At 68.3% G+C, this 22,357-nt stretch carries 20 protein-coding genes; 12 read left to right on the top strand and 8 right to left on the bottom strand.

Annotated elements, in window-relative coordinates; genetic code table 11:
- Positions 1 to 56: 56 nt before the first annotated feature.
- Together murG and murC are read left to right on the top strand one after the other, a co-directional pair.
- Positions 57 to 1,226, top strand: a complete 1,170-nt coding sequence (gene murG, locus FHT36_RS06820) for an undecaprenyldiphospho-muramoylpentapeptide beta-N-acetylglucosaminyltransferase (protein ID WP_169122197.1) — start codon at positions 57 to 59, stop codon at positions 1,224 to 1,226.
- The gene (gene murC / locus FHT36_RS06815) at positions 1,223 to 2,635 is read left to right on the top strand and encodes a UDP-N-acetylmuramate--L-alanine ligase (protein ID WP_169121760.1); all 1,413 of its coding nucleotides are present in this window, start codon (positions 1,223 to 1,225) and stop codon (positions 2,633 to 2,635) included. Before murG ends, murC begins: the two co-directional genes overlap by 4 nt.
- 22 nt (positions 2,636 to 2,657) lie before the next feature.
- Here the strand turns inward: murC and FHT36_RS06810 are convergent, their stop codons facing one another.
- Positions 2,658 to 3,635: an aminopeptidase gene (locus FHT36_RS06810; RefSeq protein WP_169121759.1), complete on the bottom strand. Its 978-nt coding sequence runs from the start codon at positions 3,633 to 3,635 to the stop codon at positions 2,658 to 2,660.
- Positions 3,636 to 3,934: 299 nt separating this feature from the next.
- On the opposite strand from FHT36_RS06810, the gene FHT36_RS06805 reads away from it, so the two are divergent.
- Complete coding sequence (locus tag FHT36_RS06805; protein WP_169121758.1) at positions 3,935 to 4,696, top strand: GntR family transcriptional regulator; 762 nt, start codon at positions 3,935 to 3,937, stop codon at positions 4,694 to 4,696.
- A 15-nt stretch (positions 4,697 to 4,711) separates the two neighbouring features.
- Here the strand turns inward: FHT36_RS06805 and FHT36_RS06800 are convergent, their stop codons facing one another.
- The gene (locus FHT36_RS06800; RefSeq protein WP_169121757.1) at positions 4,712 to 6,103 is read right to left on the bottom strand and encodes an aspartate aminotransferase family protein; all 1,392 of its coding nucleotides are present in this window, start codon (positions 6,101 to 6,103) and stop codon (positions 4,712 to 4,714) included.
- 183 nt (positions 6,104 to 6,286) lie between these two features.
- Between FHT36_RS06800 and FHT36_RS06795 the strand changes: the two genes are divergently transcribed.
- Entirely contained in the window at positions 6,287 to 6,817 is a 531-nt protein-coding gene (locus FHT36_RS06795) for a thioesterase family protein (RefSeq protein WP_169121756.1), read from the top strand.
- Between the two features lie 3 nt (positions 6,818 to 6,820).
- On the opposite strand, the gene FHT36_RS06790 is transcribed toward FHT36_RS06795, so the two are convergent.
- The 6 genes from FHT36_RS06790 to FHT36_RS06765 all read right to left on the bottom strand — a co-directional run bounded on the left by FHT36_RS06790 (position 6,821) and on the right by FHT36_RS06765 (position 12,637).
- The gene (locus tag FHT36_RS06790; protein ID WP_169121755.1) at positions 6,821 to 7,525 is read right to left on the bottom strand and encodes an ABC transporter ATP-binding protein; all 705 of its coding nucleotides are present in this window, start codon (positions 7,523 to 7,525) and stop codon (positions 6,821 to 6,823) included.
- Entirely contained in the window at positions 7,503 to 8,294 is a 792-nt protein-coding gene (locus FHT36_RS06785; RefSeq protein ID WP_169121754.1) for an ABC transporter ATP-binding protein, read from the bottom strand. Before FHT36_RS06785 ends, FHT36_RS06790 begins: the two co-directional genes overlap by 23 nt.
- Positions 8,291 to 9,319, bottom strand: a complete 1,029-nt coding sequence (locus FHT36_RS06780; protein WP_169121753.1) for a branched-chain amino acid ABC transporter permease — start codon at positions 9,317 to 9,319, stop codon at positions 8,291 to 8,293. Before FHT36_RS06780 ends, FHT36_RS06785 begins: the two co-directional genes overlap by 4 nt.
- Entirely contained in the window at positions 9,319 to 10,200 is an 882-nt protein-coding gene (locus FHT36_RS06775; RefSeq protein ID WP_169121752.1) for a branched-chain amino acid ABC transporter permease, read from the bottom strand. Before FHT36_RS06775 ends, FHT36_RS06780 begins: the two co-directional genes overlap by 1 nt.
- Before the next feature lie 5 nt (positions 10,201 to 10,205).
- Positions 10,206 to 11,381, bottom strand: a complete 1,176-nt coding sequence (locus FHT36_RS06770) for an ABC transporter substrate-binding protein (protein ID WP_169121751.1) — start codon at positions 11,379 to 11,381, stop codon at positions 10,206 to 10,208.
- 95 nt (positions 11,382 to 11,476) lie between these two features.
- Positions 11,477 to 12,637 carry a CaiB/BaiF CoA-transferase family protein gene (locus FHT36_RS06765; RefSeq protein WP_169121750.1) on the bottom strand — a complete coding sequence of 387 codons (1,161 nt, stop codon included), beginning with the start codon at positions 12,635 to 12,637 and terminating at the stop codon, positions 11,477 to 11,479.
- 97 nt (positions 12,638 to 12,734) lie between these two features.
- On the opposite strand from FHT36_RS06765, the gene FHT36_RS06760 reads away from it, so the two are divergent.
- The 8 genes from FHT36_RS06760 to FHT36_RS06725 all read left to right on the top strand — a co-directional run bounded on the left by FHT36_RS06760 (position 12,735) and on the right by FHT36_RS06725 (position 22,312).
- Positions 12,735 to 13,526: an enoyl-CoA hydratase-related protein gene (locus FHT36_RS06760; protein ID WP_169121749.1), complete on the top strand. Its 792-nt coding sequence runs from the start codon at positions 12,735 to 12,737 to the stop codon at positions 13,524 to 13,526.
- An 11-nt stretch (positions 13,527 to 13,537) separates the two neighbouring features.
- A complete protein-coding gene (locus tag FHT36_RS06755) occupies positions 13,538 to 15,553 on the top strand; it encodes a hydantoinase/oxoprolinase family protein (RefSeq protein ID WP_169121748.1) in 2,016 nt (671 codons plus the stop codon).
- A 10-nt stretch (positions 15,554 to 15,563) separates the two neighbouring features.
- Complete coding sequence (locus tag FHT36_RS06750; RefSeq protein ID WP_169121747.1) at positions 15,564 to 17,621, top strand: hydantoinase B/oxoprolinase family protein; 2,058 nt, start codon at positions 15,564 to 15,566, stop codon at positions 17,619 to 17,621.
- The gene (locus tag FHT36_RS06745) at positions 17,618 to 18,541 is read left to right on the top strand and encodes an NAD(P)-dependent oxidoreductase (protein WP_169121746.1); all 924 of its coding nucleotides are present in this window, start codon (positions 17,618 to 17,620) and stop codon (positions 18,539 to 18,541) included. The genes FHT36_RS06750 and FHT36_RS06745 overlap by 4 nt, the downstream gene beginning before the upstream one ends.
- Positions 18,538 to 19,278 (top strand): SDR family oxidoreductase, encoded by a 741-nt coding sequence (locus FHT36_RS06740; RefSeq protein WP_169121745.1) that lies wholly within the window; start codon positions 18,538 to 18,540, stop codon positions 19,276 to 19,278. The genes FHT36_RS06745 and FHT36_RS06740 overlap by 4 nt, the downstream gene beginning before the upstream one ends.
- A 255-nt stretch (positions 19,279 to 19,533) precedes the next feature.
- Complete coding sequence (locus FHT36_RS06735; protein WP_169121744.1) at positions 19,534 to 20,322, top strand: ABC transporter ATP-binding protein; 789 nt, start codon at positions 19,534 to 19,536, stop codon at positions 20,320 to 20,322.
- Positions 20,319 to 21,140 carry an ABC transporter permease gene (locus tag FHT36_RS06730; RefSeq protein WP_169121743.1) on the top strand — a complete coding sequence of 274 codons (822 nt, stop codon included), beginning with the start codon at positions 20,319 to 20,321 and terminating at the stop codon, positions 21,138 to 21,140. Before FHT36_RS06735 ends, FHT36_RS06730 begins: the two co-directional genes overlap by 4 nt.
- A gap of 182 nt (positions 21,141 to 21,322) precedes the next feature.
- Complete coding sequence (locus tag FHT36_RS06725; protein WP_169121742.1) at positions 21,323 to 22,312, top strand: ABC transporter substrate-binding protein; 990 nt, start codon at positions 21,323 to 21,325, stop codon at positions 22,310 to 22,312.
- Positions 22,313 to 22,357 lie beyond the last annotated feature (45 nt).

The raw sequence follows: 22,357 nt of genomic DNA, 5'->3' as shown, positions 1-22,357 counted from the left end.
GCGGCGCGCGGACGCGGAACCGCCGCATTGCCGGGGCACTGCGGCGCGTGCGCCAGATGCTCCGGCCGCGCCGCTGCCCGGCAGCCCGAGGGGGTAATGTGACCGATCTCGTCCTTCTCGCCGCCGGAGGCACCGGCGGCCACCTGTTTCCCGCCGAGGCGCTGGCCGCCGTGCTGACCCGGCAGGGCTTCACGGTGGATCTCGCCACCGACGCCCGCGCCGCCCGCTATGCCGGGCACTTCCCGGCGCGGGAGCTGCACGTGCTGCCGGCCGACACGGTGCGCGGGCGCTCCCCCATCTCGCTTGCCCGCACCGGGCTCGCGCTCGCCTCGGGCTTCGTCTCCAGCCTCGCCTTGCTGCGCCGGGTGAAGCCGGTCGCGGTGGTGGGCTTCGGCGGCTATCCCACCGTGCCGCCGCTGCTGGCGGCGAGCTTTTCCGGCGTGCCGAGCATCGTGCACGAGGCGAACGGCGTGATGGGCCGGGCCAACCGGCTGCTGGCGCGCCGCGTCACCGCCATCGCCACCGGCTTTCCCGGCGTGGTGGGTGCTGATCCCGCGCTCAAGGCCAAGGCGGTGTGGACCGGCAATCCCCTGCGCCCCGCCGCCATCGCCGCCGCGGCCACGCCCTATGATCCGCCGGTCCCCGGTGGCGACCTCCACGTGCTCGTCTTCGGCGGCAGCCAGGGCGCGCGGGTGATGTCCGATGTGGTGCCCGAGGCCATCGCGCGGCTCGGCGCGGATCTCAGGGCCAGCCTCGTCCTCGTCCAGCAGGCGCGGGAAGAGGATCTGGACCGGGTGCGGGATACCTATGCCCGGCTCGGCGTGCGGGCCGAGGTGCAGACCTTCTTCGACGATTTGCCGGCGCGCATGGCGGGCGCCCATCTCGTCATCTCCCGCTCCGGCGCCGGCACGGTCGCGGAGCTGGCCGCTTTGGGCCGGCCCTCCATCCTCGTGCCGCTGCCCCATGCGCTGGACCAGGACCAGGCGGCCAATGCCCGTTCCCTCGCCGACGTGGGGGCGGCGCTGGTGCTGCGGCAGGTGGAATTCGAGCCGGACCGGCTGGCACTGGAACTCAATACCTTTGCCACCGAACCCGCATCATTGACGCGGATGGCCGATCGGGCCAGAAGCCAGAGCGTGCTTGACGCCGCCGAGCGGCTGGGCGGTCTCGTCCGGCATCTGGCGGGCGGCGGCGCGGTCGCAACCTTCAGGGGAAACAGCGCATGAAGCTGCCGTCCGGCCTCGGCTCCATCCACTTCGTCGGCATCGGCGGCATCGGCATGAGCGGCATCGCCGAGGTGCTGCACAATCTCGGCTACGACGTGCAGGGATCGGACGTGGCCGACAGCGCCAACGTGAAGCGCCTGCGCGAGCACGGCATCAAGGTGATGATCGGCCATGCCGCCGCCAACGTGGACGACGCCGAGGTGGTGGTGGTCTCCTCCGCCATCAAGCGCGACAATCCCGAGCTGATGGCCGCCCGCGCCAAGCGCCTGCCCGTGGTGCGCCGCGCCGAGATGCTGGCCGAGCTGATGCGGCTGAAGAGCTGCGTCTCCATCGCCGGCACCCACGGCAAGACCACCACCACCTCGCTGGTGGCGACCCTGCTCGACGCCGGCAATTTCGATCCCACCGTCATCAATGGCGGCATCATCAACGCCTACGGCACCAATGCCCGCCTCGGCGACGGCAACTGGATGGTGGTGGAGGCGGACGAGAGCGACGGCACCTTCCTGAAGCTGCCCACGGAAGTCGCCATCGTCACCAATGTGGACCCCGAGCACCTCGACCACTTCAAGACCTTCGACAAGGTGCAGGAGGCGTTCAAGGCGTTCGTGGAGAACGTGCCCTTCTACGGCTTCGCGGTGATGTGCATCGACCATCCCGTGGTGCAGGCGCTGGTGGGCCGCATCGAGGACCGCCGCGTCATCACCTATGGCGAGAACCCGCAGGCCGACGTGCGCCTCGTGGACGTGGACCTCAAGGGCGGCGTCACCAAGTTCGGCGTGGTGTTCCGCAACCGCGCGGGCGAGACCGTGCACGAGATCCGCGGCCTGCGCCTGCCCATGCCCGGCAAGCACAACGCGCTGAACGCCACCGCCGCCATCGCCGTCGCGCATGAGCTGAAGGTGCCGGACGAGAAGATCATCGAGGCCATTTCCCAGTTCGGCGGCGTGAAGCGGCGCTTCACCCGCACCGGGGAGTGGAACGGCGTGACCGTGTACGACGATTACGGCCACCACCCGGTGGAGATCGCCGCCGTGCTCAAGGCCGCCCGCGCGGCGAGCGAAGGGCAGGTGATCGCCGTGGTGCAGCCGCACCGCTACACGCGCCTCGCCTCGCTATTCGACGAATTCTGCACCTGCTTCAACGATGCCGACCATGTGGTGGTGGCGCCGGTCTACACGGCCGGCGAGGCGCCCATTCCCGGCGTCGACCGGGACCATCTGGTGCAGGGCCTCATCGCCCACGGCCACCGCTCGGTGACGGCGCTGGAAGGGCCGGAGCAGCTGGCCGGCATCGTCGCGGGCCTCGCCAAGCCCGGCGACTACGTGATCTGCCTCGGCGCCGGCTCCATCTCCGGCTGGGCCTATGCCCTGCCGGCGGAGTTGCAGGCACTGAAGCCGGCGGCCTGAGCGCCGCCGGCCGGGGCCGGAGTCAGACCAGGACTTCGCGGTCCTTCAGCACCACCGTGCCGTCCACCGTCACGATGGGGTGGCGGATAACCAGGTCCACGTGGCCAACGGCGCGGATGCTGCTGCCGAAGGTGATGCCGTTGCCGATGCCGAGGTGCAGGGTGCCGAACTCGCCCTCGTCCTCCAGTTCGACGCCGCGGCCGATCTTGGCCTTCGGGTTGAGGCCGACGCCCAGCTCCACGTGGCAATACATGTTTTCGTCGCCGTAGGACTTCAGCAGATCGGCGAGCTTGCGGCCGTCCTTCGCCGCGGTGTCGATGTCCACGATGCGCCCGTTCTCAAGGGTGATCTGGAACGGCTCGAGCACCTCGCCGCCGGGCACCACCGCCCCGTCGATGACGGCGACGCCATTGGTGGAATGCTCCACGGGAGACACCGCGGTCTCGATGCACGGCGGCGGGGAGATGGTGCCCGGCTTGTGGCAGATGCCGGTCTGTGGCACCGCGTGGCGGCCGCGGATGTCGAGCGTGAAGTCGGTGGCGCCGTCATTGCTGGTGACGCGCACGCTGCTGCCGCGCTCGAAGGCGCCGGACAGGCGCATGATGATCTCCGACTGCTTCACGAAGTCGATGTCGAGGCTGCCGTCGAGGAACATCTTCTCCTGGCAGCCCGGAAAGAAGATGAGCCGCGCGCCGGCGGCGCTCGCGGCCTTGCGCGCGTTGGTGTGGTTCACCGAGAAGGTGGTGGGGGCGACGATGGCGTCGGCCGCCTTCATGGCCTCCGCGATCACCTTCGGCAACTCCTCGCCGTGCCGCGTGCGCGGCTTCATTACCAGCATGAAGGTGTCCGCCCCGCGCTCGATGCCGGCGAGGGTGAAGAGATTGCCGACCGCGATGTTGTCGGCGTCGGTCAGGACCAGCAGCTGCTCTCCGGCCCGGATGGCGAGGCAGCTGTCGAGGATGTTGCCGATGGACCGCATCATGGCCATTTTCTCGATCATCGCTTGCCTCTCAAAAGTTCAGTGCATGCGCCTTTGCGTAGGCGGTGCCGCGTTCAAAATTGTATACACTCGACAAAGTGCGCGTCAACGCCGGTGCGGCTCGGCGCCTGTTCCGCTGCCGTCTGGACCGCTGCGGCGGTCGATGTACACTCACCCGATGTAAACGGGGGCCCGAGGGGCGATTCGGGCGGGTCAGGGGATCAAGTCGGTGCCAGAACGGGGCAGATCGAGGGGGGGCGCCTGCGGTTGGGCGCAGCACGGCCAGGGGAGGGGTGGCGCGCATGCGCAGGCCGGTACCCATGGGCATTAGCCGTCCTCGCCCGATCCCCGTGCCGTCGCGTGGCCGCACGGCGGGTCGCCTCGCCGCCGAGACGGAGGCGGACATCACCCTGCCGGACGTGCTGGGATCGGAGATCGCCACCGTCCTCGAACGGCGCATCATCTATCTCGACATCGCTCCCGATGCCCGCGTGACCGAGCAGGAGGTCTGCGACGAGTTCAACATCTCCCGCTCGCCCGTGCGGGAGGCCTTCCGCCAGCTGGAATCCACCGGACTGGTGGTGCGCCTTGCCCGGCGGGGCATCCGGGTGAAGGAGCTCAGCGTCGCCGATCTCGACGACATCTACGCCTGCCGTACCCCGCTGGAGGGCATCGCCTCCGGCCTTGCCGCCAAGCGCGCCACCAAGGAGGACCTCGCCACCATGCAGGGCCACCTGAAGGCCATGCAGGCGGCGCTGAAGGCCGGCCATGTGCGCGAATTCTTCCTGCACAATGTGGGCTTCCTCACCGTGATGCACGAGGCGGCCGGCAACAAGATGCTGGTGCGCATCCTTTCGGTGATCGAGAAGCAGGCCATGCGCTATCGCTATCTCGCCCATATCGAGGACGAGACCATGCTGCTGCTCGTCCACCAGGGCCTCACCGAGGTCTATGCCGCCATGGTCGCGCGCCAGCCCGCGAAGGCGAAGGCGGCGCTGGTGCGCACCATGATGCAGTCGCAGAAGACCATTCGCGGCGTGGTCCGCCGCCATCTGTCGAGCCCGCGCGCCGCCGACGACTGAGCGCTGGCCCCGCGCTCAGGCCGCCGGGGCGGCGCGGGTCTTCACCCACGCATAGGTGTCATCGAGCGCCGCGCCGAAGCGGTCGAGGATCATGCCGATCTCCGCCTCGGTGATGATGAGGGGCGGGCAGAAGGCCAGCGTGTCCTCGATGGCGCGCAGGATCAGGCCATGCTCCTGCGCCCGCGCGTGCAGATAGGCCGCCACCTGCCCGGGCGGGTCGAACTTGGTCTTGCGCGCCTTGTCCGCCACCAACTCCACGCCGGCGATGAGGCCGACGCCGCGTACCTCGCCCACAATAGGATGGTCGGCGAAGCGGCTGCGCAGCCCGTCCTGAAGGGCGGGCGCGATGGCGGCGGCGTGGGCGATGAGGCCGCGCTCCTCGATGATGCGAAGGTTTTCCAAGGCGACCGCGGTGGCTACGGGATGCCCGGTGGCGGTGAAGCCGTGCCCGAAGGCGCCGATGCGGTCCGAATTGTCGGCGATCACCTGGTAGACCTGATCGCTGAGGACGATGGCCGAAAGCGGCATGTAGGACGAGGTGAGCTGCTTGGACAGCACCATGAAGTCCGGCGAGATGCCATAGCGGTCGCAGCCGAACGGCGTGCCCAGGCGGCCGAAGCCGTTGATGACCTCGTCGGCGACCATCAGCACGTCGTGGCGCCGGCACACGGCCTGGATCTTGGTCCAATAGGTTTCCGGTGGCGGCATCACCCCGCCGGCGGCCATTACCGGTTCGCCGATGAAGGCGGCCACCGTCTCCGGTCCCTCGCGCAGGATCATCGCCTCCAGCTCGTCGGCGAGCCGCGTGGCGAAGTCCTCCTCGCTCTCACCCGGCAGCGCGTTGCGGTAATGGTGGGGGCAGGTCAGATGCAGGAAGCCGGGCAACGGCAGGTCGAAGTCCCGCTGGTTCATGGGCAGGCCGGTCATGCTGCCGGCGATGATGGTGATGCCGTGATAGGCGCGGGCGCGGGAAATGATCTTCTTCTTCGCCGGGCGACCGAGAGCGTTGTTGTAATACCAGATCATCTTGACGACGGTGTCGTTGGCTTCCGATCCGGAATTGGTGAAGAAGACTTTGGTCAATCCCTCCGGCGTCATCTCCACCAGACGCTCGGCCAGCTCGATGGCGGGGGCATTCGATTTGTGGGAAAACGTGTGGTAATAGGGGAGGGCCTGCATCTGCCGGGCGGCGGCCTCCGCCAGCCGCTTCTCGCCGAAGCCGAGGGCGACGCTCCACAGCCCCGCCAGCCCCTCGATATAGGCCTTGCCCTGGTCGTCATAGACGTGAATGCCCTCGCCGCGGGTGATGATCATCGGCCCCTGGGCTTCGTGGCGGCGGGCATTGGTGTTGGGATGAAGAAGGTTGGCAACGTCCCGCACGTGCAGCGAGTTGGACTGGTCGGTCATCGAAATCTCCTGCGGAGGACGGGGCGTTCGTGGGGTGGCGGTCGGACACGGCGCGGGTACGCCGTCGGTGCGGGGAGGGGTGGCGGCCCCGCGTCCCGGCCGGTGAGGCGGGAAGGCGACGAAGGCTGTCATTCCGTCCGAATTTGTATACAATCGACGAAAATGTCAATGTAGGAGCGCGTCGTGTCGGAGCAGGTCGTGTCGCAGCAAGTCGTCCCGGGGCCGGGTGCCGTCGTCAGCCACGCGGTGGTCGAGCCGCACTGGATCGATTTCAACGGGCACATGAATTATGCCCAGTATGTCGGCGCCTTCGATGCCGCCTCGGACGTGCTCCTCGCCGAGCTGGGCCTTGGTCCCTCCTATCGCGCGCGCACCGGTCGCACCACCTATGTGGTCGAGGCCCATCTCACCTACGACCGCGAGGTGAAGGAGGCCGATCCGCTGGAGATCCACACTTTCCTCGCCGGAGCCGACGACAAGCGGCTGCATCTTTACATGCGCATGTTCCACGCCACCACGCGCACCCTCGTCGCCACCAACGAATTGCTGTGCCTTCACGTGGACCAGAGCGGGCCCGCCGCCCGCGCCGTCGTCTTCACGGCCGAACAGGGCGAGCTGATCGCCGCCATGGCCGGCGCCCATGCCCCCCTCGTCCGCGACGTTCCCCTCGGCAAGGGCATCGGCCTCAAGGGCCGGCGGGCCAGCGCCGGCTGAGTTCTAGCGGCCGAGATAGGAGCGCAGCACGGCAGGGTTGTCCACCAGCCCGGCCGCGGGGCCGGAGAAGGCGATCTCGCCGTTCTGGAGGATGTGCGCGAACTCGGCCACCGCCGCCGCGACGCCGATGTTCTGCTCCACCAAAAGAATGGTGAGCCCGCGGGCGTTGAGGGCGAGGATGGTGTCCACCATGTCCCCCACCACCGAGGGGGCAAGGCCCGCGGATGGCTCGTCCATGAGCAGGCACTTGGGCTTCGCCATCAGCGCGCGGCCGATGGCCACCATCTGCTGCTCGCCCCCCGACAGGGCGCCCGCCGGCCGGCGTTTCTTGGCCGTGAGCTTGGGAAACAGCGTGTAGATCTCCTCGAGATCGGCGCGGATCTGCGCCCGGTCGCTGCGGGTGGCTGCGCCGAGTTCCAGATTGTCGTCCACGCTCAGGCTCGGCCACACCTCGCGGCCCTGCGGCACCTGCACGATGCCGGTGCGCACGAAATCGTAGGCGGTGAGCCCGGCGCATTCCGTCGCGCCGAAGCGGATCGAGCCCGAGACGGGGCGCACGAGCCCCGTCAGGGTGTTGAGCATGGTGGTCTTGCCCGAGCCGTTGCCGCCGAGCAGCGCCACGATGCGGCCCTCCGGCACGTCGAACGACACGTCGCGCAGGACCTGGGTCAGCCCGTAGGAGACCTTAAGATGCTGAATGACGAGCACGCAGTTCCTTTCCGAGGTAGGCCTCGATGACATTGGGGTCGTTGCGCACCGCCTCGGGCTTGCCGTCGGCGATGATCTGGCCGGAATTCAGCACTGTCACCTCGTCGCACACGTCCATGACGAGGCGGATGACGTGCTCGATGAGCACCAGCGTCACGCCCTTGTCGTCGCGGATGCGCCGCAGCAGCAGGTCGAATTCGCTGAGGCGATTGAGGCTGAGGCCCACCGCGGGCTCGTCCAGCAGCACCACCTTGGGCTCGCTGATGAGCGTGCGGGCGATCTCCACCACCCGCTGCTGGCCGAACGAGAGCTGGTGCCCCGGCCGGTCGGCGAAGTGCGCCATGCCGACGAATTCCAGCGCCAGCCGCGCCGCCTCCTCGGTCCGCTCCTCCTCCTCCCGGCACGAGGGCAGGCCAAGGCCGGCGGCGAACAGGCCGGTCACGGTCTTGCGGTGCAGGCCGCACATGAGGTTCTCGAGCACGGTCATGCCCTTGAACAGCTGCGAGGTCTGGAAGGTACGGCCGATGCCTCGTCGCGCGATGGTGCTGGGCTTGAGGCCGGTCACCACCTCGCCGTCCAGCACCACCTGACCCTTGTCCGGCCGGTGGATGCCGCAGATGACGTTGAGCAGCGTCGTCTTGCCGGCGCCGTTGGGTCCGATGATGCCGCGGATCTCGCCTTCGCCCACGTCGAGATCCACATGATCCAGCACGTGGACGCCGCCGAAGCTGACGCCGACGCCCCTGAGCGCGAGCATGGAGCGGCTCATGACGCCCCCCTTTCCTGCGCCGGCGGCGCCAGCGGAAGGGAGGTGGGCGGCTCCGCCGGGGGAAGGGCCCCGGCGCGATGCAGCGGCTCCTCCCAGCCGGGGATGTGGCGCTTGATGACCGAGACGATGCCGCCGCGCATGAAGATGATAAAGACGAGCAGCAGGGCGCCGAACACCACTTCCTGCGCGCCCTTGAACTCGCGCAGCAATTCCAGCACCAGGATGATGGTGCCGGCGCCGAGCACGGAGCCGGCGATGGAGCCGAGCCCGCCCACCACCACCATGGCCTTCTGCAGCACCATCTGGAACAGGTCGTAGCCTTCCGGCGAGACGAAGTTCAGCATCTGGGAATAGAGCCCGCCGGCGATGCCGGCGTAGAAGGCGCTCAACCCGAAGGCCAGCGCCTTGTAGCGCAGGAGATCCACGCCGAGGGATTCGGCTGCCACCTCGCTGTCGCGCACGGTGATGAAGGCCCGGCCGACGCGCGAGGTCACGATGTTGCCGGCGAACCAGACCATGGCCACCATGATGACGAGGCTGAGATAGTAGAGCCCCTGCCGGTGATCCACCGGCAATGGCGCGAACGACACCTGCGGGGTCTTGAAGCCGCCGGCCCCGAAGGTCACGCCCTCCCAGTGGAGGAATACCCATTGGGTGAACTGGGCGAAGGCGAGGGTGGAGAGGGCGAGATACAGCCCGCTCAGCCGCAGTGCCGGCAAGGCGAGGGTGAGGCCGACCGCGGTGGCGATCAGCGCACCGGCGGGAAAGGCGATCAGGAAGGGCCAGCCGAAATGCACCTGCAGCAGGCCGGTGCCGTAGGCGCCGATGCCGAACATGGCGGCGTTGGCGAAGGCGAGCTGGCCGGCGTAGCCGAGCAGGAGATTAAGCCCGACCGACAGCAGGATGTAGATGAAGATCAGGTTTGCCACGAACAGATGGTAGGGGTTCGCCCCGAGCGGCAGGAGCGCGGCGACAAAGACGAGCGCGAGCATCACGTTGCGACGGCGCAGCAAAGAGAGGGGCATCAGACCCTCCGCACTTTGTGGAAGCTGAGCAGCCCGGTGGGCCGGATCAGCAGCACCAGCATGATGGCGATGAAGGCGGAGACCTCCATCATGCTGGAATGGATGTAGCCGCCGGCCAGCGCCTCGACGATGCCGATGGCGAGGCCGCCCACGACGGCGCCGGGCAGGCTGGTGAGTCCGCCCACGACGGCGGCGGCGAAGCCCTTGATGAAGAACGAGAAGCCCATGTCCGGATAGAGCAGGGTCAGCGGCGCCGCGAGCACGGCGGCGGCGGCGGCAACCGCCGCGCCGGTGCCGAAGGCGAGGGTGTAGATGCGCTCGATGCGGATGCCCACCAGCGTGGCGGCCTTCGCATTGTCGGCGGTGGCCTGCATCATCTTGCCGATGCGGGTGAAGCGGAAGAAGGCACCGAAGGCGACCATGATGGCGATGGCGCCCGCCAGCACGGCGATCTGCTGCGGCACCAGCACGATGTCGCCCAACATGATGGGATCGGTGGAGGTGATGGGCGGGAAGGAGAGATAGTCCCCCTTGCCACCCCAGATGATCCGCCCGATGCCCTTCAGCATGAAGGAAATGCCCACCGTCGCGAGGACGATGGCCACCACGTCGGCCCGCAGCAATGGGCGGAAGGCGATGCGATCGATGGCGCAGCCGAGCACGAAGCCGACGAGGACGGCGCCGGCCAGGGCCAGGGCGAAATCGAAGCCGAACTGGACATGGATCGACCAGGCGATGAAGCCCGCCACCATGAACAGCTCGCCCTGGGCGAAGTTGATGACGCCGGTCGCCTTGTTGACGACCACGAGCCCGAGGGCGACGAGGGCGTAGAGCGCCCCCGTCGTGATGCCGCTCAGGAGCAGATAGCTGAGCATGGTCATGGCGATCACTCGACGTGGGTGATGCTCTGCACCTTGATTGGACCGCCGGGTTCCTTGGAGATCCAGGCCGGGAACTTGTTGCAGCGGTGGTCGGTCTGCGAGCAGGAGATCGGGCCGGGATAAACGTCGATGGCGAGGTCCTTCAGGCCGGCGAGGGCGTCGATCAGCTTCTCGCGGGTGAGGTCCGGTCCGGCGCGCTTCAGCGCCTCCACCAGCGCCTGGGCGGCGCCGATGCCGAACAGGTTGAAGTTGGAGAGGCGATCGCCGGGGAACTTGGTCTCGATGAGCGTGCGCCACTTGTCCACGGCCGGGTCGGTGGGGGTGTATTTCACCATGGAGATGGTGGTGAACTTGGCGGTGGCGCCGGGCACGCCCACCTGATCCTCGAAGGCGGCCGGATCGCCGATGCCGGTCTGGCCGACGAGGATCGGCTTGAATCCGAGCTTCTGCGCGTCGCGGGCGAAGATGGCGGCGGGCTTGGGGAACAGCACCATGATGACGGCGTCGGCGCCGGTGGCCTTCAGGCGCAGCACCTGGGCGGTGGCGTCGTTGGCATCGGGCGACATTTCCTCGTCGGCCACCGGGGTGATGCCCTTGGCCTTGAAGGCTTCCATGAGCGGCAGGTAGCGCGCGCGGCCCCAGGAATCGCGCATGGAGACGACGGCGATCTTCTTGGCGCCCTGCTGGAGCGCGAAGGCGAGCTGGGCCTGGCTCTCGATGCTGGAGGTCAGCGCCATGGAGAAGATGTTGGCGGCGGGCGGCTGGGTGATGCCGTCGTGCACGGAGGCCACCACCACGAACGGGATCTTCGCCTGCTCGATGGTCTCGCGGGCGGCAAAAGTGGCGTTGGAGCAGCCGCCACCGATGAGGGCGAACACCTGTTCCTGATGGATCAGCTTCTGCACCGCGGTGATGGCGGTGGCGGGATCGCACCGGTCGTCCTCGCGGATGAGCTGGAGCTTGCGGCCATTGACGCCGCCGGCCTTGTTCACCTCGTCGAAGACCACGTCGATGCCGTTCATGGCGAGCTTGCCATAGAGATAGCCGGGACCGGTGAGTGCGCCGAAGGTGCCGATCTTGATGGCATCGGCGCTCACGCCGGGCTGCCCCTGCGCGGCGGCAGCCCCCACGCCGGCGCCGAGGGCGACCAGCACCGTCGCGGCCCAAGTCAGTCGGGTCATGCGAGACATTCAGTTCCCCTCGTGGTGTGAGAAAAGGCTGGAAGGCAGGTTCTTGTTTTAAGGTCGTGCGGCGGGCCGGATGCGCGGCCCGCCGGTCATGCGGTTGCCGCGTCGCGGGGCGGCGGGGCGCCGAGCACGTCGGCCGTGTGCTCGCCGAGGCGCGGCGCCGGCCGGCGCACGGCGCCCGGGGTTTCCGAGAGTTTCACGGTGACGCCGAGGGTCTTCATGGCCCCGGCGCTGGGATGAAGCGTATCCACCACCATCTCGCGGGCGAGGATGTGGGGATCGGCGAGCACCTCGTCGAACTCCAGCACGGGGCCGCAGGGGATGCCGCCCGCCTCGAGCGCCGCCAGCCAGTGGGCCGACGGCTTCTTGGTGAACTGCGCCTGCAGCAGCGCGATGAGGGTGTCGTTGTTGGCGACGCGATCGGCATTGGTGAGGAAGCGCGGATCGCTCTTCAGCTCGGGTGCGCCGAGGATGTCGCACAGGCGCTCCCAGAAATTCTGCTGCGCCGCGCCGAGCGTCAGCCAGCCGTCCTGCGTCTGGATGATCTGGTAGGGCGAGCTGCCCCGGTGGGCCTGGCCCAGACGCTCCGGCCGTGTGCCGGTGGCGAAGACGTGGGCCGCCTCGTAGACGCCCAGCGACAGGGCTGAATCGAGCAGCGAGGTCTCCACCATCTGTCCGCGGCCGGTCTTGTGGCGCGCCTCGACGGCGGCGAGGATGCCGAAGGCGAGGAACATACCGGCGGCGACATCGGAGATGGCGATGGGCAGGCGGTGGGGCGGCCCATCCTTCGCGCCGGAGACGCTCATCAGGCCCGACATGCCCTGCGTGACGAGGTCGAAGCCGCCCCGCATGGCGTAGGGACCATACTGGCCGAAGCCGGAAATGGCGGCATAGATCAGCCGCGGATTACGCGCCGAAAGCGCCTCGTAGGAGAGGCCGAGGCGCGCGAGTGTTCCGGGGCGGAAATTCTCCAAGAGGATGTCGGCGCCGTCCACCAGCGCGAGGAAATCGGCCTTTCCCCGCTCGGACTTCAGATCGAGCGTGATGGAGCGCTTGTTGCGGTTCCACAGCATGAAGGGCGCGCTTTCACCGCCCACGTAGGGTGGCATGCTGCGCGCCTCATCCCCGGTGCCCGGCCGCTCGATCTTGATCACGTCCGCACCGTGATCCGCGAGAAGCATGGCGCAGTACGGGCCGGAAAGGTGGCTCGACAAATCCAGCACCCGTAAGCCTTCGAGGGCACCTGACATGGATCTTTCGCCTCCGTGAGAATTTGTACATTGTACACGAAATGAGAATGCCGCATAGTGTTTGTGCTTGGTCAATAAATGCGCAATGAGGAATTCGGTGGCAGAGCAAGACACGGACATCCTGGTTTCCGTCGAGGCCGAAGGCCTGGCGGTGGTCACGCTCAACCGACCGGCGCGACGCAATGCCGTCAGCCTCTCCATGTGGAACCGGCTGGAAGCGATTTTCCTCGACCTCAAGGCCCAGCCGGAGGTGAAGGCGGTGATCCTCACCGGCGCCGGCGGGCAGTTCTGCGCCGGGGCCGACATCTCCGAATTCTCCAAGGTGCGGTCGGACGCGCAGAGCGGGCGCATCTACGAAGCCGCCACCGAGCGCGCCGCCCGCGCCATCCGCGATTATCCGCGCCCGACCATCGCTGCGGTGTCCGGCTTCGGCGTCGGCGGCGGCTGCGGGCTCGCTTTGTGCTGCGATTTCCGCGTGGGGGATGCGACGACGCGCATGGGCATTCCCGCCGCGCGCCTCGGCATCGTCTACGGCGCCCTCGACACCTTGCTGCTGCATCGCCAGGTGGGCTTCGCCAACGCCAAGCGCGTGCTGTTCTCGGCGCGCTTCTTCGAGATCGACGATTGCGTCGCCATGAAGCTCGTGGATGTGCGCGCCGACGGCTCGGCGCTCGACGGCGCCCGCGCGCTGGCGGACGAATTCCTCGACAAGGCGCCCATGTCCATCGAGGGCGCCAAGGCGGTGCTCGAGATGATCTCCGCCGGGGAGGCGGAGGCCCGCGAGGCGGAGATCCTCGCCATCATGGATCAGGCCATGGAGAGCGAGGACTACCGCGAGGGCGGTCGGGCCTTTCTGGAGAAGCGCAAGCCCCGCTTCATCGGGCGGTGAAGGAGCGGATGATGGCTTGGCTCGGCGTCGACGTCGGCGGCACTTTCACGGATCTGGTCCTGTTCGATCGGGAGACCGCGCGGCTTGAGGTTCTCAAGACGCCCTCCACCCCGAAAAATCAGGCAGACGGCATCCTCACCGGCGTGGAGCGGCTGGCGCTCGACCCCGCCTCGCTGGAGCGCATGGTCCACGGCACCACGGTGGCCACAAACACCGCGCTGGAGCGGGATGGGCCGCGCCTCGCCGTGGTCTCCACCCGAGGCCATCGCGACGTGCTGGTGGTGGGCCGCGGCAACCGCATGGCCATGTACAACATCAAGGCGCCGCCCAACCGGCCGCTGATCCCGCGCTCCCAATGCTTCGAGGTGGACGAGCGCATCAAGGCCGACGGCTCCATCCATCGCCCGCTGGACGAGCGGCAGGCGGAAGAGCTCGGCGACCTCCTGTCGGCCGAGGGCTACACCGCGGTCGCGGTCTGCTTCATCAATGCCTATGCCAATCCCGCCCACGAGCGGCGCTGCGCCGAGATCCTCGCGGCGAAGCTGCCCGGCGCCTCCATCACCACGTCGAGCGCGGTGCTGCCGGAATATCGCGAATATGAGCGCTTCTCCACCGCGGCCCTGAACGCCTATGTGGGGCCGCGCATGCGCCATTATGTGGGCGACCTGCGGGGGCGGCTGGAAAAGGCCGGCATGCGCGCGCCGCTGACCATCATGAGTTCCAACGGCGGCTCGCTGCCGGCCAAGCGCATCGAGGAACTGCCGGTCCTGTCCATGCTGTCGGGTCCGGCGGCGGGGGTGATCGCCGCCACCCACGTGGGCCGCGCGGCCGGCGTGCCGGATCTCATCACCTGCGACATGGGCGGCACCTCCACCGACGTGTGCCTGGTGCGCGGCGGCGAGTTCGACATGACCACCGAGGGGCGCGTGGGCGCCTTCCCGGTGAAGATCCGCCAGATCGACATCAACACCATCGCGGTGGCGGGCGGCAGCATCGCCAGCGCCACGGCGGGCTTCCTCAAGGTGGGGCCGCGCTCGTCCGCCTCCATGCCCGGCCCGGCCTCGTTCGGGCGCGGCGGGCAGGAAGCGACCGTCACCGACGCCAATGTGGTGCTGGGCCGCCTGCGCACCGACCGTCCCCTTGGCGGCGAGATCCATCTCGATCGCGCGGCGGCGGTGGAGGTGGTGGGCCGCCTCGCGGCGCAGCTCGGCCTCTCTGTCGAAGCCATGGCCGAGGGCATCCTGAGGATCGCGGCCGTCTCGCTCGCCGGCGCCATCAAGGAGGTGTCGGTCATGCGCGGCATTGATCCGCGCGATTTCGCCCTCCTGCCGTTCGGCGGGGCGGGGGCGCTGCATGCGGTGGACGTGGCGGTCGAGCTCGGGATGAAGACCGTGCTGGTGCCGCCGCTGCCTGGCAATTTCTCCGCCTTCGGCCTGCTGGTGGCGGACCTCCGGCGCGATCTGGTGCAGACCCGCGTGGTGTGCACGGACGAGGCGCCCGTCGCGGCGGTGCGCGATCAGCTCAAGGCGCTGGTGGCGGATGCGCAGGAGGAGCTCGCCGAGGCCGGCTACGGCGCCGACCGCACGCGCTTTTCCGCCAGCCTCGACATGCGGTATGCCGGCCAGTCCTTCGAGCTTTCGGTGCCGGTGGCGCTCGACGTCGCCGACATGGCCGAGATCGAGCAGGCCTTCGCCCGCGTCTATGCCGCCCGCTACGGCGCCCCCACCGCGGCGCGGGTCGAGATCGTCAGCTATCGCGTGGCCGCCTGGGGCCTCTCCGAGAAGCCCGTGCTGCCCCCCGTCGATCCCACGGGGCGCGGCCTGGAGGCGGCCCGCACGGGCACCGGCGAGGTGGTGTTCGGCGGCATCGCCCACCCGACCCAGATCCTCGCGCGGGACCTCTTGCCGCCCGGCATGACCCTGGAGGGCCCCGCCCTCATCGAGGAGGCCGGCTCGACCACCGTCGTGCCGCCCGGCTGGACGGTGGCGCTCGACGCCATCGGCTGCCTCGTGATGCGACAGAAGTGAGGACGCGGCCGTGACCATCGATCCCATCACCCTCGAGATCCTCACGCAGGCCCTCATCTCCACCGTGCGGGAAATGCGCGCCACCGTGTGCCGCACCGCCAGCTCCGTCGCCATCTACGACGCCAAGGACTTTTCCTGCGGCCTGTTCGCCCCTGACAGCCAGGTGGTGGCCCAGTCCGAGGATATCGGCTCCCACGTGGTGCCGCTGCCGTGGTCCGTGCGCACCGCCATGGAGAAGATGGGCGCGGGCCTGAAGGAAGGCGACGTCATCCTCGTCAACGACCCCTATACGGGGGGCACCCACCTCAACGACGTCACCGTGATCTATCCGGTGTTCCGGGAGGGGCGGCTCGTGTTCTTCCCGGCGGTGCGGGCGCACTGGGCGGACGTGGGCGGCATGGTGCCGGGCAGCATGTCCGGCAAGGCCACGGAGATCTATCAGGAAGGCATCCGCATCCCGCCCATCAAGATCATCGAGGCTGGCCGCACCAACGAGGCGGCACAGGACCTGTTGCTCGCCAACATGCGGGTGCCCGAGGAGCGGCTCGGCGACCTCAACGCCAGCTTTGCCGCCTGCCGCGTCGCCGAGATGCGCGTGCACGAGCTGTGCGACCGCTACGGCCTCGACGTGCTGCTGGCGGCGGTGAAGATGGACCTCGACCGCGCCGAGGCGCGCATGCGCGCCTGCATCGCGGCGCTGCCGGACGGGGACTTTTTCTACGAGGACTATCTTGAAACCTACATGGGCGGTCATTTCGAGCCGCTGCTGCTGCCGCTGAAGCTCTCCATTCGCGGCGATCGCATGGTGGCGGACTTCACCGGCGCCTCGGCTCAGGTGCCGTTCCCGGTGAACTCGACGGCGGCGGTCACCTCCGCCTCGGTGTTCATCACCGTGAAGTCGGTGTTCGATCCGCAGGCGCCGCTGAACCAGGGTTCGTTCCGCCCCATCGACGTGATCGTCCCTCCAGCCTCCATCGTCAACGTGCAGCGCCCGGCCCCCGCCGGCTCCCACGGCGAGATCAGGAAGCGCGTCATCGCCACCATGGTGGGGGCGCTGTCCCAGGTGGTGCCGGACATGGTGGCGGGCGACCTGTGCCGCACCTCCTTCCACAATCTGCTCGGCGGCTACGATCCGCGCACCGGCCGCGAATGGGTGCATTACGAATGGTCGGCGGGCGGCAACGGCGCGTTCCTGGAGGATGACGGGCCGAGCGCCATGGCGCCCATCGACTGGGGCGACCTCGTCACCGTCCAGTCCTCCGAGGTGATCGAGCTGCGCATGCCGCTGCTGGTGGAAAGCTCCCGCCTCGCGGTGGATTCCGGCGGTGCCGGCCACACCCGCGGCGGCCTCTCCATGCAGCGCGGGCTCAGGGTTCTGGCGCCGGAGACGCGCTATTCGCTGCTCTCGGACGGCGCCGTGGTGCCCTCCTTCGGCGTGCGCGGCGGACTGCCGGGCTTTCCGGTCGGCTCCTGGATCGACCGCGACGGCGAGATCGAGGATTTCGACACGCCCGGCAAGATCGCCGGCCATGCGGTGGAAGAGGGCGCCATGGTGGTGGTGCGCTCGGCGGGCGGCGGCGGCTATGGTGATCCGCTGACGCGGGATCCGGCGCGGGTCGCCCTTGATGCCTCCGAAGGCTACATCTCGGCCGAGGCCTGCCGGCAGCTCTACGGCGTCGTGCTGGACAATCGCGGCGAACCCGATGCGGTGGCGACCATCGCCTTGCGCAAGCGGCTGGAGGCCTCCCGCTTCAAGCTCACCGCCGTGGCGGATGAGAACACCTTCGAGCCGGGCGCGGTGAGCCGGCGGCGCATCATGCGCATCAACCCTTCTGATGCACGTGCGGCCGGCCTCGAGGAGGACGAACTGGTGGAGATCGACGCGCGCATCGCCGCCGCTCTGCGCGGATGGGTGCGCATCGATCCGAGCGTTGCGCCCGGCACGCTGCCGTGTGACGCGCGCAGCCTCGCCATCCTCAAATGCGCAGCGGGCGCGCGGGTCGAGCTGCGGTCCGTCCTCTCGGCGGTGCGTCCGCGCGTGGTCATCGCGGCGGAGGCGGCGGAATGAGCGGCGGCGCCATCCTCGTCACCGGCGTCGGCGGCCTGCTCGGCGGCGCAACGGCACGGCGGCTGCACGCTGCGGGCCGGCGGGTGATCGGGATGGACACGCTGCCCGTCACCGACCTGCCGTTCCCGGTCCTGCGCCACGATTTGCCGGACCCGCACGGCTGGCACGCCGCCATCGCCCGGCATGGCGTGGACGCAGTGATCCATGCCGGCGGCATCTCCGGTCCCATGGTGCTGCGCGACACGCCGGCGCGGATCTGCACCATCAACCTGCAGGGCCTGGTGGATCTGCTGGAGGCGGCCCGCGTGCACAAGCTGCGCCGCGTGGTGTGGTTCTCCTCGGTCAATGCCTATGGCCCGCGCGCGAGCCTTGATCCGGTGGACGAGACGGCGGCCCTGCATCCCGACACGGTCTACGGCGCCACCAAGGCAGCCGGCGAGGCGCTGATCGAAGCCTTCCGGACGGAGCACGGGGTGGATGCGGTCGCCCTGCGGGTCGCCTCCTGCTACGGCCCCGGCCGGACCACCGCCTGCCTCATCCGCACGCTGGTGGAGGACGCGCTGGCGGGCCGGGTGACGGCTGTGCGGCCCACGGACCGCAGGACGCGCCAGCACGTGTTCGTGGACGATGTGACTTCCGCCATCGTCGCGGCGCTCGACGCGCCGGCCCTGGCGTCCACCGCCTACAATATCGGTCCCGGCCGCGCCCAGGAGCTGGACGAGATCGTCGCGGCGGTGCGCGAGGCGGTGCCCGGCGCACGCGCCGAGCTGAGCGAGGACGGGCTCGCCTGGAACGTGTTTCCCCTCGGCCCGCTCTCCATCGCGGCGGCCCAACGGGACCTCGGCTTTCTTCCATCCACGCCGCTCGCCGAAGGCGCGCGCCGCACACGGGCATGGGTCGAAATGAGGGGGCAGGCGTGAGTCTTGCGAGCGATCTCGACTTCACCGGTCGGCGCGTCCTGATCACGGGCGCGGCCAACGGCTTCGGCGCCGCCATGGCCGCCCTCTATGCCGAGCACGGTGCAAGCCTCGTGCTGGCGGATCTGGAGGCGGAGCCGCTGCGCGCCGTGGCGTCCCGCCTCGGCGCCGAGGCTCTGGTGTTCGACCAGGGCGATCTCGCCTCGGTCGCGGATTTGGCGGCCCAGGCGGGGGAGGTGGACGTGCTGGTCAACAATGCCGGCATTCTCGTCGCCAAGCCGCTGCTCGACACCGACCTCGCCGACGCGGCGCGCCTCGTGAACGTCGACTTCCTCGGCGTGATGGCCCTCATGCAGGGCATCGGCCGCGGCATGGTGGAGCGCCGGTGTGGTGTCATCCTCTCCATCAGTTCCCAGACCGCGTTTTGCGGCGGCGAAAACCGCGGCGTCTATGCCGCGGCCAAGGCCGCCGTGTCGCAGCTCTCGCGGGCGGTGGCGGTGGAATGGGGCCCTTACGGCGTTCGCGTCCTGTGCCTCGCACCGGGCCGCGCCCTGACCCGCATGACCGCGGAAACGGCACGTGCCGATTATTCGGGCGACCGTGGGCTCGCCCGCGTGCCGCTGGGCCGCTGGGGCACGGCGGAGGAGGTGGCCAAGATGGCCTTCTTTCTGACGAGCGATGCCGCCGCCTATGTCACCGGCGAGACCCTCATCGCCGATGGAGGATATGTCTTGGGTTGAATAAATGGCGAATGCAGGTGGCTGAAAATTATGTATTTTTGCTGATTTGAAAAGAAAATATCAGATTTAGAGAGGCGCTAACAAAGCTAAGTCAGGGCATTAACGTTCGTCCATGCGCCCGCAGATTCTGAGTTCATGGCATTTGAATTGCATTTGTATTTGTCCAAGCAACGCGTATCGCCGGATCAACGGCAATTTCGATCTGCCTGAGCGTTTTGCAAGGGCGGGCCGGATTGCCCCATCGAGGTGAGGACAATGGCTTTCATCCAGTTGCGGGACGTCACCAAATCGTTTGTCTCGCCACGCAATGGACGGCTCTCCGTCGCGGTGAATCGCTTCAATCTCGACATCGAGCGGGGCGAGTTCTTCTGCCTGCTCGGGCCGTCGGGATGCGGCAAGACCACGGTGCTCGGCATGATGGCCGGCTTCGAGAGCGCCACGTCCGGCGAGATCCTGCTGGACGGCAAGCCGGTGCGCGGCCCGGCGCGCGATCGCGGCGTGGTGTTCCAGGGCGATGACAGCCTCTATCCCTGGCTGAACGCGCAGGAGAACATCGAGTTCGGCCTGCGCATGTGCGGTGTGCCGAAGGCCGAGCGCCACGAGCGGGCGCGCGCCGCCCTGCGCCTCGTCGGCCTCAACGGCCAGAATGAGAAATATCCCGCCGAGCTGTCCGGCGGCATGAAGCAGCGCATCCAGATCGCCCGTGCCCTGGTCAACGAGCCCAAGATGCTGCTGATGGACGAGCCCTTCGGCGCGCTCGATGCGCAGACGCGCTACATCATGCAGCGCGAGCTGCGCAAGATCTGGCTTGCCACGCAGAGCACGGTGCTCTTCATCACCCACGACGTGGACGAGGCGATCCTGCTGGGCACGCGGGTGGGCGTCATGTCGGCCGGGCCGGGGGGAACCCTGCGCGAGGTGGTCGATATCGACCTCAAGGGTGAGCGGGACCGGACGGACCCGCAATATTCCAAGTATTTCAATGTCGTCTACAACATCATCCGGGACGAGGTCGCGAAGGCGGCCCAGGGAGTGGCCGCATGAGCGCCGTTGAATCCCGCCTCGCCGCGCAGCGGCCGCGCTCCATGATCCTGCGCCGTGCCGGCGATCTCCTCGCCGCGGTCTGGCCGGCCACGGTCGGCTTTATCGGGCTGCTGGTGGCCTGGCACGTGGCCTCGGTGTTCCTGGTGCAGTCGCTGCTCTTCCCGCCGCCCCACCTCATGTTCCTGAAGGCGTGGGAGCTGTTGAAGAGCGGCGTGCTCATCGATCACATCACGGGGAGCCTGATGCGCATCGTCATCGGCTTCGTCCTCGGCTCGTTGATCGCCATTCCCATCGGCCTCGCTATCGGCAGCTTCAAGATCGTGCGCCAGCTGGCGGAGCCGTGGACCGAGTTCCTGCGCTTCATTCCTTCGGTGGCGATGATCACCATCGCCGTGATCTGGTTCGGCATCGGCGAGGAATCGAAGATCTTCCTCATCATCTACGCCACCGTGTTCATCGTCATCCTGAACACGGCGGCCGGCGTCGCCTCCATCGCGCCCAACAAGGTGCGGGCGGCGCAGTCGCTCGGGGCGAGGCCCTGGCAAATCTTCCTCTATGTGAGCCTGCCGGCGACCGTGCCGTTCATCCTCACCGGCATGCGCCTCGCCATGGCCAATTCCTTCACCACCATCGTCGCGGCCGAGATGATCTCGGCCAACGAGGGCCTGGGCGTGATGCTGTGGAACGGTCGCATGTTCATGCTGGTGGACGAGATCTTCGTCTCGCTGTTCTGCCTGGGCGTGCTCGGGCTTCTGACGGACCGGCTGTTCCGCTGGGCCATCTTCCGCTTCGCCGGGCGCTTTTCCCCGGTGGCGTAGAGCACGCGCCCGGCCCGCATGGCGCGCGGGCCGGCGACCCTTCTTGAAAGTGGGAGGGCGGCCTCAGGGCGGGCCGCGCTCCGGGCTCGCGCCGCGCTCGGCTTCGCGCGGCGGACGCGGGCATAGACCGGCGGGCGGCCTTCGCCCTTCGCAATTGAGACCAACCAACCAGAGGGTTCATCATGACCATGCTGAAAACGACGGTCCGTGCCGCGATCACGGCAGCGGTGCTGGCCCTGTCCTCGGCCGTGGCGCCGGTGTTCGCCCAGACCAAGATCACCATCGGCACGGGCGTCGATCCGTCCTTCTCCGCCTATTATGTGGCGAAGCTCGCCGGCATCTTCGAGAAGAACGGCCTCGACGTGCAGCTGAACACCGGGCCGAGCGGCTCGGCCATGGTGGCCTTCGTCATCCAGAACCAGATCCAGTCGGCCTTCGGCGCCGAGCAGGCGGGCATCCAGAACTTCAACATCGACCCCAACGTGGTCGTGGCCGCCGAAGGCGCCCAGATGGGCCAGTGGTACGGCATGGTCGCGCGGGGCTACACCAGCCTCGAGCAACTGAAGGGCAAGCGCATCGGCGTCGCCCGCGGCTCCGGCAGCGAGGTGTTCTGGCTGGCGATGGTGGACAACCTGAAGCTCAACCCGAAGGACTACACCATCGTCCAGGTGGAGGCCCCCGAGATGATCGCCGCCATGGAGCGCGGCAACATCGACGCCTTCACCAGCTGGGAGCCCTGGCTGACCCGCGCCGTGAAGGCCATTCCCGACGCCAAGGTGGTGGTGAATTCCGACGGCATCCTCAGCCCCCGCGTCTATGTCTACGTGAACAAGGGCTGGGCCGAGAAGAACAAGCCGGCGGCGCAGGCCTTCATGCGCTCCATGGTGGAAGCCAGCGACCTCATCACCAAGGACCCGGAGGCGGCGGCGGGCCACGTGGCCACCTTCCTGAAGCTCGACAAGGCGCTGACCCTGGAGCTGGTGAAGAAGGTGCGCTTCGACATGCGTCTCGACCAGGGCTCGATCAACAATTTCGAGCTGCAGGAAGCCCAGCTCAAGGGCCTGGGCAAGCTCGCCAAGCCGGTGGACTGGAAGAACTTCGTCTATCCCGACCTCCTCAAGGAGGTGAAGCCGGCGGCGGTGAACTACGAGCTGCCGAAGCCCAAGTCCTGAGCACGAAGATCGCGTCCTGAAAGCTCCTGCCCGCGCCATCCGCAC

The organism is Xanthobacter sp. SG618 (assembly GCF_012932745.1).
Taxonomy (GTDB): domain Bacteria; phylum Pseudomonadota; class Alphaproteobacteria; order Rhizobiales; family Xanthobacteraceae; genus Xanthobacter; species Xanthobacter flavus.
This window is presented reverse-complemented; position numbering and strand designations above follow the sequence as displayed.

Coding starts and splice junctions, on each gene's coding strand:
- FHT36_RS06770 (WP_169121751.1), bottom strand. CDS start 11,381: ATGACCCGACTGACTTGGGCCGCGACGGTGCTGGTCGCCCTCGGCGCC.
- FHT36_RS06785 (WP_169121754.1), bottom strand. CDS start 8,294: ATGAGCCGCTCCATGCTCGCGCTCAGGGGCGTCGGCGTCAGCTTCGGC.
- FHT36_RS06810 (WP_169121759.1), bottom strand. CDS start 3,635: ATGATCGAGAAAATGGCCATGATGCGGTCCATCGGCAACATCCTCGAC.
- FHT36_RS06755 (WP_169121748.1), top strand. CDS start 13,538: ATGGCTTGGCTCGGCGTCGACGTCGGCGGCACTTTCACGGATCTGGTC.
- FHT36_RS06765 (WP_169121750.1), bottom strand. CDS start 12,637: ATGTCAGGTGCCCTCGAAGGCTTACGGGTGCTGGATTTGTCGAGCCAC.
- FHT36_RS06735 (WP_169121744.1), top strand. CDS start 19,534: ATGGCTTTCATCCAGTTGCGGGACGTCACCAAATCGTTTGTCTCGCCA.
- FHT36_RS06730 (WP_169121743.1), top strand. CDS start 20,319: ATGAGCGCCGTTGAATCCCGCCTCGCCGCGCAGCGGCCGCGCTCCATG.
- FHT36_RS06780 (WP_169121753.1), bottom strand. CDS start 9,319: ATGCCCCTCTCTTTGCTGCGCCGTCGCAACGTGATGCTCGCGCTCGTC.
- FHT36_RS06775 (WP_169121752.1), bottom strand. CDS start 10,200: ATGACCATGCTCAGCTATCTGCTCCTGAGCGGCATCACGACGGGGGCG.
- FHT36_RS06725 (WP_169121742.1), top strand. CDS start 21,323: ATGACCATGCTGAAAACGACGGTCCGTGCCGCGATCACGGCAGCGGTG.
- FHT36_RS06745 (WP_169121746.1), top strand. CDS start 17,618: ATGAGCGGCGGCGCCATCCTCGTCACCGGCGTCGGCGGCCTGCTCGGC.
- FHT36_RS06805 (WP_169121758.1), top strand. CDS start 3,935: ATGGGCATTAGCCGTCCTCGCCCGATCCCCGTGCCGTCGCGTGGCCGC.
- FHT36_RS06800 (WP_169121757.1), bottom strand. CDS start 6,103: ATGACCGACCAGTCCAACTCGCTGCACGTGCGGGACGTTGCCAACCTT.
- murC (WP_169121760.1), top strand. CDS start 1,223: ATGAAGCTGCCGTCCGGCCTCGGCTCCATCCACTTCGTCGGCATCGGC.
- murG (WP_169122197.1), top strand. CDS start 57: ATGCTCCGGCCGCGCCGCTGCCCGGCAGCCCGAGGGGGTAATGTGACC.